This window comes from Draconibacterium sp., from assembly GCF_041583095.1.
GTDB lineage: Bacteria > Bacteroidota > Bacteroidia > Bacteroidales > Prolixibacteraceae > Draconibacterium.
Map to the genome: position 1 here is coordinate 1 of NZ_JBFHGM010000155.1, position 12,064 is coordinate 12,064.

At 42.5% G+C, this 12,064-nt stretch carries 9 protein-coding genes; all 9 read right to left on the bottom strand.

Annotation, left to right across the window (positions count from 1 at the left end; all coding sequences use genetic code 11):
* A partial coding sequence (glmS, locus tag ABZB17_RS14340; protein ID WP_372651024.1) for a glutamine--fructose-6-phosphate transaminase (isomerizing) occupies nt 1-1,533 on the bottom strand: 1,533 nt, incomplete at its 3' end.
* Nucleotides 1,534-1,664: 131 nt separating this feature from the next.
* Nucleotides 1,665-3,692: a DUF4954 family protein gene (locus ABZB17_RS14345; RefSeq protein WP_372651025.1), complete on the bottom strand. Its 2,028-nt coding sequence runs from the start codon at nt 3,690-3,692 to the stop codon at nt 1,665-1,667.
* A 185-nt stretch (nt 3,693-3,877) separates the two neighbouring features.
* Nucleotides 3,878-4,867, bottom strand: coding sequence for a PAS domain S-box protein (locus tag ABZB17_RS14350; protein ID WP_372651026.1), 990 nt, complete (start codon nt 4,865-4,867; stop codon nt 3,878-3,880).
* Between the two features lie 65 nt (nt 4,868-4,932).
* Complete coding sequence (locus ABZB17_RS14355) at nt 4,933-5,409, bottom strand: nucleoside deaminase (RefSeq protein ID WP_372651027.1); 477 nt, start codon at nt 5,407-5,409, stop codon at nt 4,933-4,935.
* A 177-nt stretch (nt 5,410-5,586) separates the two neighbouring features.
* Nucleotides 5,587-6,888 (bottom strand): NAD(P)/FAD-dependent oxidoreductase, encoded by a 1,302-nt coding sequence (locus ABZB17_RS14360; RefSeq protein WP_372651028.1) that lies wholly within the window; start codon nt 6,886-6,888, stop codon nt 5,587-5,589.
* Nucleotides 6,889-7,020: 132 nt separating this feature from the next.
* Nucleotides 7,021-10,263: an FtsX-like permease family protein gene (locus ABZB17_RS14365; RefSeq protein ID WP_372651029.1), complete on the bottom strand. Its 3,243-nt coding sequence runs from the start codon at nt 10,261-10,263 to the stop codon at nt 7,021-7,023.
* Nucleotides 10,264-10,308: 45 nt separating this feature from the next.
* Entirely contained in the window at nt 10,309-10,986 is a 678-nt protein-coding gene (locus ABZB17_RS14370; RefSeq protein ID WP_372651030.1) for an ABC transporter ATP-binding protein, read from the bottom strand.
* 33 nt (nt 10,987-11,019) lie between these two features.
* Nucleotides 11,020-11,352: a GIY-YIG nuclease family protein gene (locus ABZB17_RS14375; RefSeq protein WP_372651031.1), complete on the bottom strand. Its 333-nt coding sequence runs from the start codon at nt 11,350-11,352 to the stop codon at nt 11,020-11,022.
* Nucleotides 11,353-12,064: glycosyltransferase family 4 protein (locus tag ABZB17_RS14380; protein WP_372651032.1), on the bottom strand; the 712-nt coding region annotated here is incomplete at its 5' end.

The window sequence follows — 12,064 nt, forward strand, 5'->3', positions numbered from 1 at the left end:
AATTGGGCCGTGTTTCATTTCGCCGGCAGCATAACCTTCGGCGTGAATGTACGAGATCTCTTTTAGCTTTAAAGCCCCTTCGAGCGCCACCGGAAACAGGTAGCCGCGCCCGAGGTAAAGCGCATTTACGGCCTCGTGGTATTTTTCGGCAATGGCCTTTATTTTTTCTCCGTCGTTGAGAATGGCACGTCCTTTTTCAGGAATTTCGGCCAGCTCTTTTACCAGCATTTTATAGTCGTCGTTGCTGATGGTTCCCTTGCGTTTAGCCAGTTTCAGGGCGATCATGGTAAGCACTGTTACCTGCGCGGTAAATGCTTTTGTTGAGGCCACACCAATTTCGACACCGGCATGGGTATATACACCTGCTTCGGTTTCGCGCGAGAGGGTTGAGCCCACCACATTACAAATTCCAATCACGGTTGCTCCTTTTGATCTGGCCAGTTCCAAAGCCGCCAGCGTATCAGCCGTTTCACCACTCTGACTGATGAGAATGACCACATCGTCCGACGACAACACCGGCTTCCGGTAACGAAACTCGGAGGCATATTCCACTTCAACCGAAACCTGTGCATATTCTTCAAACAGGTATTCGGCAATAAGCCCGGCATGCCACGATGTTCCACAACCAATGATAACAATCCGTTTTGCCGCCTCTATTTTTGGAAAAACATTTAACAGTCCGCCCAACACAATTTCGGAATAGTCGTTTTGCAAACGTCCGCGAAAAGTTTCTTCGATGGTTTTTGGCTGCTCGTGAATTTCCTTGAGCATAAAATAATCGTAATCGCCTTTATCCATCGCCCCGATTTCCATATCAATATTGCTGATCTTCAACGAAACCGGAGTATTTTGAACATTGCTTAAGGTAAAGCCATCTTTTTGCAGAATGGCAATATCTTCATCGTTCAGGTAGATTACCTGGTTGGTATATTCCGCAATGGGCGAGGCATCGCTGGCAATAAAATATTCGCCGTTACCCAATCCAACCACGAGCGGACTTCCTTTTCGGGCCACCACAATTTTCGCGCATTCCTTTTTACAAAGCACGGCAATTCCGTATGCACCCACCACTTTCGACAAAGCCAACTGCACCGCTGCTTCCGACGACATCTCATCATCCTGCAAATAAAAATACTCGATCAGGTTGGCCAACACCTCTGTATCGGTATCACTTTCAAACGTATATCCGTGTGTTTCCAGATCGCGTTTCAGCTGCGCATAATTTTCGATAATCCCGTTATGCACTATGGAAAAATGACCATTCATGGAAACATGCGGATGCGCATTTTTATCGCTGGGTTCGCCATGTGTTGCCCAACGTGTATGCCCTATGCCAATGGTTCCGTCGTCGGCTTTTCCGGCCACAAAGGCTTCGAGATCTGATACCTTGCCTTTCTTTTTATAGTTTTCGAGCGAACCGTTTAACAAGGCCACTCCTGCCGAATCGTACCCGCGGTATTCCAATCTTTTCAGTCCTCCGATCAGTATCGGAAAAGCCTTCTTATCTCCTATATATCCTACTATTCCACACATAATTTCTTTCTACTAGCCATTTATATTTCAGGGACATAATACATTCTTACTTACTGACTCACCCTGATTGCGCCTTCGACACAATCGTCCCTCTCTACATATAGAGAGGGAATGAGGGAGAGTTCTTCTTACTAATTTTCAACAATTTGCTTATTGACCCGCACCTGCATCATTTGTTCGATCACCCGACTACCAAGCCGTTCCTTTTTCTCCATATGCTCTTTAATTTCCTTTACGGTGTCATTATCTTCAAACTCGCCACGTACTTCGGCAAAATCAAGTTCGCGTGCGCCGTCCTGTCCGTCAACACCAAAACCGGTCATTTTACTCATCGAAAATTCTTTCCGGGCATCTTCGTACAAAAAGCGATCGATTCCCAGCACACTTTCTTTCCATTTCTTTACAATGCTTATCACATCCGATGCTTCAAACTCGGAAATACTTTTCCCATAAAAACTTTCGAGCACGTCTACTGCCCAGGTCCACTCAAAATTATAGTAGTTTTTGTGCATGGTTGCCAATGCTGAATTTACTTCTTCCAGCGACTGCACCGTGCCTTTTTCTATTGATTGTAGCAATTGATCAAGCGCCTCAAAAGGACAAATCATTCCTGCCAGATCAACCCAATATCCTCTACCAAACTTTATATCGGGCTGAAGGGCTTTTTGAATATCTGCTGCTGTTTCATACTCATTTCCGTTAAGACGAGTAATTAACGAGTTACCCAGAAATTTCCAGATTGCCATTTCATACAACTGGATTCCACGGTCGAGCGCACGTTTCTCGATCTTCATACGATCGTAAGTATATGCCTCAATGTTATCGCCTGAGGATTTTTGAAGATCCATTAATTTTTGCCGGCCTTTAACCATTTTATCAATGGTGTACGGGCTTAGCAAATTAAAATTAATCAGATCGAGCAGGTTCGAATCAGTACGTTTATCACGTTTTGGCCACTTTTGCGTATCGCGAATGGTTCCGATACTCTTTAGGTTGATGGCAGGAACAAGAATACTTTCGTCCTTACTCTCAATCAGGTACGAGAATGGAAAATCAGTGGTATCACAATGTTTGTAGTGGCGCCCCATTACCAGCGAAAATGCGCCAATACGCGATGGCCACAGCACATAAGAATCGCTGGTGGTTTTTGCACCGCGCTCCATAATTCCCTGGTGAATAGGCCCCAGTTTGTAAAGGTGATTACTTTGGTTCGATCCACTTCCGGCATTTAAAAACGAGAACATTCCGGCAATCAGCAAAGTAGATTTATGATGCGTAACGGTGTATGGCCCGGCAAATATTGAACAGGCCTCTCCGTGAAATCCCTGGAAATTGGCAAAAAACAAGGAGTTTTCGGCCGAATAATGTTTATCGAGCACACAACCCTGACCAATAAAACATTTTGAAACAAGCGTGGCGTCGGTGATTTTTGACCCTGAACTAACAATAAAGTTATCCATAATCACTCCTTCGCCAATTGTTACAGGTGCTTCGTAGTTACTGTTAATACTTCCGTTGTGTAATTTTTTAGCCCCATCGATTATGGTAGCCGGTCCGGTTTTAACATTTAAAATGGTGTTACAATTCAGAATTTTCGAATCGGCTCCGATCACCCCCATTTCGCTGCTTACATATTTGGTGTAGTCGGCAACCATATTTTTTAGCGAACGCACCACCTCGGGCCGGTGCCTGTATAAGGCCATCATGTAGGCAACATGCGTTGAGAGGTAATCATAAATCGGAATATCGCGGCCTCCGCCTTCGTTTATTGCCTCAACAACCACTCCGTTACCAAACGATGTTTCTCCATCAACAGCCAGCGTAGTTACATTATGAATAACCACATTCTCTTCGATCCGGTAGTTGGCAATGTAACTTCGTACATTGTGGATCAGGGCATTCTTACCCACCTCGCAGTTGTGCAGCCAGGCATTGTAAATCCCTGTTCTAAAAGTAATTCCTCCGATCAGCTTTACTGTTCCGGTAAAACTGTCGAGTCGGATACTTCCGGAGAACTTGCAATTCTCGATACAATCGGGAATAAAATCGTGTGATACTTTTATTAAACTCCAGTCGGAAGAAGAACACCCCTGATGAACGAGCTGCCCTATTTCCTCATCATATAGCTTTCGGTAATTGTTTGCTGCGTTTTGTGTCATTACGGACTATTTTGAAAACCAAAGTTATTGTAAAAACAATATACCAAGTCGCACAACAACCTAACAACAACACAACACAAACAAACATCAACCTAACACTATAATACTAAATCACTGTTTTAATGTACTTTATATATTGCCAAAACACTACATGAAAATATGATCGAATAAAATAATACCTAATATTACAATTGACCGAGATAGTTTACCAGACGGATTTTTTCGTTTATTCCCAGTTTTTTCCGCAATCGTACGCGAGAGATCTCCACGCTTTTGGAAGTAATATTCAGCAGACCGGCAATTTCCTTGCTCGACAAACCCAAACGAATGTAGGAACACAATTTTTTATCATTGACCGAAACTACAGAATGTCGCTTTTGCAGGCGATCGAGAAAGCCCGGATGAATTTTATCCACCTGGTTTTCTACCATCGACCAATCAACCGGTTGAACGGCATTGGCCTCCAATAAATTTTTTAATTGATGAACAAGCTGAACAGCATTTTTCGATTTTGTTGCCTCTGCCGACTGAAGGATGTGAACCGCTTTATTCAACAACTCATTTTTCTGCGACAGCTGCAATAAAAACGAAACCAGCTCACGGTCTTTCATCTCCAGTTCGGTTTGCAGGCGTTGTTTATTCCGGCTATCAAATTCTTTTGTGCGCTCCAGTTCAGAAATGTGCCCCATTGCCTGTTTCAGGCGGCTAATATCTATTACCGATGCCCTAATTCCAAGATACTTGCCAATTTTATCGTATACACCACGAACATTCATCATAAACCAACGAAGTTGTTTGGTACGTGTAAGCACACGAAATTCGAGGGTTTGGTTGACCAGTGTCTGATTTAAAGCACCACTTAAAAAGTTACTGTATTTCTCTTTGTCGGCATCGAAAACCAGCAAAGCTGCAATCCCCGGCGAAGCAATAATTTGATTTGCGGTATATCCTGTGAGATCGGAACATGAGGGCGAACAGTATTTTATCTTACCATTGGATTCAAACCACAACTCCCAGGCAAAAGCAAACTCGGCAATCAACTGGTAAAACAAACGTTTTTCCCGTTCCTGCTCTTCCTGAAATTTAACATTCTCCAGTTCAAGTTTTAGCTTCGAAAGCTCTTGCTCCAGTTCTTCTGTTCGTTTGTTCTGATCCTGATTTTTTTCGCCGGTCATGCAATAAAAGTAAAAAAAATATTGTTGAGTGAATTTTTACAAAGTTCTTCTAATGAAGTGCACAGTTAATATTCCTTTTTATCCTCCTTTTTATTCCATGCGTCAAAAACCTCGCGGGCTTCATCGCGCATCATATTTTCAAACTGAATGTGGCGCCGACTCAGCTCCGTCTTCAGTTCATCGTAAATAAACTGATCATCAAATTGTGCACTTGCCGCATCTTGTTTTGTCGCTCCAAAAACAACTTTATCGGGGCGCGCCCAGTAAATAGCTCCCAAACACATCGGGCAGGGTTCGCACGAGGTATAAATCGTACATCCTTCCAACTGAAAAGTATTTAAAACCTTACACGCTTCCCGAATCGCAACTACTTCGGCATGTGCAGTGGGGTCGTTTGATGAAGTTACCTGATTGTATCCTTTTCCGATAATTTTATTGTCTTTTACCACCACGGCACCAAACGGGCCACCATGATTACCATCCATCCCCTGTTGTGCAAGCGTAATTGCCTCCCGCATAAATTTCTCGTTCTGCTCTTCCATTGTTTCTGAATGTTATACCGAACTTGTAAAATTAAGACAGTTATTCTTAAAATGAAATATTTACGACACGTGATTCTCCGGGAGAAGTAAAAACGAATGAAGTTCAGCCTAAAATAAATTAACAGAACAACCTTTTGAAAAAAATCACTTACACGGAACCAAACAGGAAAAATTAGATTATTTCTGACGTTTTTGCCACTCAACACTTTTTGCTGAAGGCCGGATAATTAAGCGAAGCGACTGGTCGTAGGTCATATAATTCCATAACCAGTTAATAAATATTACCTGTCGATTTTTTACGCCCACAATCGACATTAAATGCACAAACATCCAAACCAACCAGGCAGGGAAACCGGCAAAACGCAAACCGGGCAAATCAACCACTGCCCTGTTTCGTCCAACGGTTGCCATCGATCCTTTATCGCGATATCTAAATGAGACCAGACTCTTACTTTTCTGCATCTTTTTAAGATTTTCAGCCAGACAACTTGTCTGCTGCAAAGCTACCTGTGCAACCTGAGGATGGCCTTGCGGATAATCAGTTGTTTCCATGTAGGCAATATCGCCGATGGCAAAAATATTTTCGTATCCGTCAACCTGGTTATAGGCATCCACTTTTATACGATTTCCACGAACCACATTTTCTTTTTTAATTCCTGATGGCATTTGTCCTTTTACGCCTGCGGCCCAAATGAGCGACCTTGTTTCAAGATTTTCCTGATCTTCAAGCTCAACCGTATTTCCATCATATTTCTCAACTTTGTGTTTCAGTTTTACTTCAACTCCCAGATTGGCAAGGTAATCAAGAGCTTTTTTGCCCGCTATCTCCGTCATTCCTGCCAATAAATGAGTATTCGCTTCCACCAGCGTTATATTCATCAGGTTAAAATCAAGCTCAGGGTAATCTTTTGGCAAAACAAACTTTTTCATTTCTGCCAGCGCGCCACAAACTTCCACGCCAGTGGGGCCACCGCCAACCACAACAATATTTAGCAGTCGCCTAACTTCTTCCTCATCACGAATGGTGACTGCTTTTTCAAAATTCTCGAGCAAAGTATTACGCAAAAACAAAGCCTCAGAAACCGATTTCATTGGAATACTGTTGGTTTCAAAACTTTCCATACCAAAAAAATTGGTGGTAGCTCCGGTTGCAATTATCAGGTAATCGTACCATACTGTCCCCAACGTAGTGTCAATTAATTTCTCATCAGACATAATGCTTTTTACCTCGGCAATCCGAATAAAAACATTCTCTGATTTCTGAAATACTTTCCGCAGCGGAAATGAAATAGAACTGGGCTCCAACCCCGATGTTGCCACCTGGTAAAACAGCGGCTGAAACTGATGGTAGTTATTCCGATCAATCAGTACTACCTGAAAATTGTGTTTAAATAATTTACGGGCTAAACGCAACCCGGCAAAACCGGCTCCTATAATTACGACTCTCTTCTGAGCTGTCTCGGGTATATTTACTGGCATTTCTGTAACTTTTACCACTGCAACAAATGCTCATTCTGAAAGGTTTTAATGAAAAGCGCAATACTACAATTTGTTTACATTAACCGAAAAACCGATTATTTCCCAGCTAGAAATTGTAAATTTCCGCCCTAACTATTCTGTTTTTAGATCATTGATCAGCGATTTCTTTTGCAGCGAAAACCAGCTTAATCCGGTAATCCAAATCACTCCGTTCACAAGAATCAGCGCTACAACAATTGCTACTGTTGAAAATGAAGCATCGGTATTGGTAGACAAAAATGCCGGTAAAGTTGCCACAACGGCTGTAACAAAACCAAGTAAAACGCCTGACACCAGTAGCAACAAATATTCATTTCTCAACAATTTAAATACGGAGTTTTTTGTAAATCCAATGGCCTGCATTAATGCAATTTCCCGCCGACGCTCTAAAATGGTTCGGGCCAGAATAACAGCCAACCCAATGGTTCCAAGAATTAATCCCAAAGCACCAAGCGCAAGAAATATCGATAAATAGGTGTTGGTTACTGAATAAAACTCAACCAATCGTTTGGCAGCACTTTCCATTTCCCATCCATAATCACGAAATACCGATTGCAACTCGTCGCCGATCGCTACTTCATTTTCGGCATCACCATCCACCAAAAATATATTCGATCCTGAACTGCTTGGGTAGTTTTTCAAATAATGTTTATTCGAGATTATTACATAACCCTGAAAAACGGATGGTTTTGTTCCGGCGATCAGTTTCAACTTAAGAGTATCGCCCAGCTCATTCTGGTACAATAAAACATCGCCCACTTTCATGTCGAGTCCCCACTGAATAACCGTTTGATCGGCTATGGCTGGAATAGTCCCATCGTCAAAATCCTTTTCCAGACTTAGCCATGGATCAACTTCCAAACTTTTCATTTTTGCAGCGAAATCAAAACGCCCGGTCAAATTTTCAGCATTAACGCCCAAAATTGCAGGCTGTGCAATACGATTCAGGTTCAAACAACTGGCATCGTCGCCATCCACTTTGCGGAATTGCACCACATTAAAACCTTCATATATTCCTTCTTCCGCCTTTTTTCCCTTGTTATTAATATCGAAAAGGACCGGCATGGTAGTTTCGGCAAAATATAAAAAGCCTCCGGTGCCGCTTGTTTTTTTGTTGGCTCCGGCAATTAAATCCATTTTATACGATCCCGTTGAAATAACGATAAAGGTACCCAGTGCAAAAAGGGTAACAATGGTAATCGACCGGCTGATATTTCGGGTAAGATTTATTGCTGATAACTGACTGAACTGAAATTCGCGGGATTTTTTAGCTTCCCGTTTTTGCAACAACTTTCTGAAAAGCAATAACAATCCAAGCAGCATTAATCCGCCTGAGATAAAAAAGAGGGATGCATCGGCTTGTTTGGCAAACAGTTGCATAACAAAAACTGCAACAGAAAGTACTAATGCTCCCCACAACACACCATTCAGCAGACGAGTTTTTAGGCGGCTTTCTTTTACCGCTATCTGCTTTTGCAATTCAACAGCTTTTTGTTTTTGAAAGCGACGTAATGAAATGGCAATGGCACCCAACGAAACCACCAAACTGATAACTAATCCGATTACCAATGTTGATGGCAACAATTGAATTTCGAGGACATTGGTACGAACAATGTCGAACCACAACGTATTTAATATGCGGAAAACCAGCGTGGTATAAAAATAAGAAATCACCAGTCCGACAAGGCCTCCAAACAGAGAAACCACAAAACCTTCAGACAGGTAGAAACTTCGGATGTGTTTTTGCTGAAATCCAAGAGCTACAAGCAGCCCGATCTGTGTTGAACGGCTTTCAAGATTCAGACGGAATAGCAATGCCGTTAGAATGATTGAAGCAACCAGAATAAAAAAGCTTAAACCTATGAACAGTCCGCTAAAATCGGTACCGTTTTGAGCAGCGTGTACCCCCTGTTCACGGATTGGCTCAACAATCATTCCCAAATCTGCCGGCGAAATAGCTGCAGCAAATTCACTTTTATATTCATCCTCACTAAACGTTTCGGCGGGAAAGCGCACAGCCGTGTAGTCACCAAAACGATTGGACCACAGCCGCAAAGCACTTTCTGTTGAAATAAAAGCCTTTGGTGTGCCTTTGTAGTCGTCCCAGTATTTTTCATCTTTTTCGCGGATGGCATCCAGATCAATAGGAACACCGGCTTCCCATTCGCGGCAATGACCGGCATCGGATAATCCCGGCAAATGCGGCACACGCGTTGGATCTGCCAATGGCGAATCCATTGAAATAATCTCCTTTAAAATAAAAGCTTCTTCCCTATTCACCAACTGGCGCAAAGGGCCAATCTCAAAATACTGTAAACGAATGGGATCTCCTATATTCGCGTTAAAATCATCTGCCGCCCAACGGTTCAAAATTATTTCGTTTGAAGCCAGCTTTGGCTCGGTCACCGACGACACAAATGAATAGGGAACCGAAGATTGATTATGGTCGATAGCGTTTACAAAGTAGGTCAAAATCATATCTGCGCCTGGCAAACTTCCAAGCAGATCAGAAATTTTCGACTCCATAAAAACCCGCTCGGTAGAAATTTCCACCTTTCGTCCATTATCTAATTTCTTCGTCGTTAATCCTGCATCGGCGGGTGTTAAACATGTATTCACTACTTCAGAAACTACTGCTGTTTCCAGCTCTGTTGAAACCAGTATCTGGTTGGCTTTTCCTTCAAATTCCATTAACCGATTGAGACGATCAATCGACATAAAAATATTGTAGGGTGCTGTTTGCGAATTTTTCAAACTAAAGCGCCCTAACTCTTCCTTACTAACCACTTTTTTTATGGTTGCGCGCAAAGCCACACTTGTCTCTTCTGCCGACACAAACGGCGCGTTCATCGGAATTAAACTGGCCTTTTTTATACGAACCAGAATATTATCGCCGGCTCCTTTTTGTAAGCGTTCTGCCAGGTTTTCGCTTATGGCAATCTCGTTATTTTGTAGTTCGGCAAAAAATGCTGTGTTTGCGATCTCCTCAAAATCATCATCAACACCAACCACCTGTACTTTATTCGCGCGTTCCTGACCTCCGTCGGCCACTGCCATTCCTTCCAACAAAAGCACAGAAGTAGCTTTCAATTCAGGATTTACGGCTTCCATCTCCGAAGCCATTTCCTGGCGAAAATAACGTTCTTTTACGGCAACCAAATGCGTTGTTTCGCCCAACCGATAAAAGGTTGCCTGGGTTAAACTGTGCCTTACCGAATCGCCAATCACAAGCGAACCGGTTAAAACCATCGTACTGATAGCCACACCAATTGCCACCAGTAAGTTGGCTTTAAAATAATGAAGAAAAGATTTTATTATGTATTGAAATTTGGTCATACTCACCCCTCCCGGCTTCGCCGTACTCCCCTCAAAGAGGGGAGATTATTCTTTTTCCAGTTTACCGTTTTTTAGTAAGAATTTTGTATCCATTTTTTGGGCCAACTCTGCGGAGTGAGTTACCGTAACCAGTGTTACTCCTTCCTCTTCGCTGAGTTGTATAAGTAGTTCAGAAAGTGCATTGGCATTGGCCTCATCCAGTGCACCGGTTGGCTCATCGGCGAGAATCAACTCCGGTTTATTGATTAGCGCACGAACCACAGCGGTGCGCTGGCACTCACCTCCCGACATTTCTGATGGTTTCTGATTACGCTGATCTGAAATACCAACTTTTTTAATCAGGTATTCCGCCCAGTCCTTTTGTTCCTTCGTAACTTTTCCTTGCGGTAAAAGCGGTAGCAACACATTTTCCCACAAACTCAACTGTGGCATTAAATGGTGCAATTGAAATACAAAGCCGAGATTCTTGTTGCGAAAGGCTGCCAGTTGTCTTGACGTGTAGCCGGTAATGTTGGTTCCGTTAAATAGTACCTCGCCAGAGTCGGGCGTGTCCAGTGCGCCAACCAGATTCAGCAAGGTTGTTTTTCCGGAGCCACTTGGTCCGATTATCGCCACTTTTTGTCCTTTCTCCAGTTCAAGATTTAATTCCTTTAATACGGGTCGAAAACTGTGCGTTCCGGCTTCTCCGTATCCTTTTGATATGTTTTTTAGTTGTAGTAGCATTTTTTTGTCACCCTGAGCGTAGTCGAAGGGTCGTTATTTATGATTAATATTCTTATCTCTAAAATTAGAAAAATGAGAATCATTCTGGCAAACAGAGTACTCTTTTAATTTATTCCAGTTTCTTTCAATCAATGCTTCCTTTTTCGTCCTCGACCAACCTTTTAATTTCTTTTCCCATTGCTCCGCAATTTTAAAATCATTATAGGTTTCGTAAAAAACCAGCTCAACTGGTCTCCTTTTAAAAGTAAAGCTATTGGCAGATACTCCTTTATTATGTTCCTCTAATCTTCGTTCTATATCATTTGTAACGCCCACATAATAACTGCCGTCGCTACACTTCAGAATATATACATAGAATGTTTTCATTTAAGTATTTCTGGTTGAATTCATCCTTCTACTTCGCTCAGGATGACGTCGCACTGAGCGGAGTAGAAGGGTTTCGTAGAGCTCAACGATTTCGGCTGCATGGTTATGTATATTAAATTTCTTTCCGATTCCTTCATAACCGGCCAAACTCAATTTTTCTAATTTATCAGGATCATTCAATAGTTCTGCCCAGCTTTCACACAATTTTTCCGGCGTATTTGGCGAATAAGTTATTCCGCCACCAGAAACATCCACAATCTCCGGAAATGCTCCCAAAGCAGGTTGCACCACCGGGACTCCGGACGCCATGGCTTCAAGCAAATACATGCCAAATGCCTCGCCTATACGAACCGGGACAGAGATCATAGCCACTTGCTTAAAAAATTCATGGCGGGCAGCTCCTTCAAACTCTTCCACCACTTCAAACTGATGTAACAAACCAGCCTCTTTCAGCTTATGTTTTTGTTCTTTAAAAAACTTTTTGTCATCACCGGTCAAACCTCCTGTGGCAATCAGTTTCACCTCTTCAAAACCGGCTTTCTTTTTCAATTCGATAAAAGCATCCACCACAATATCGAATCCATCTTTGTGGCACATTCTTGATATGTAACCAACGTTTTTCGGTTTCTCCATAACAGGAATGTATGGATAATCCTCCACATCAACTCCCAGGTAAAATGTGTGCACCTTTTTATCGTCGAGGCGCATGCGT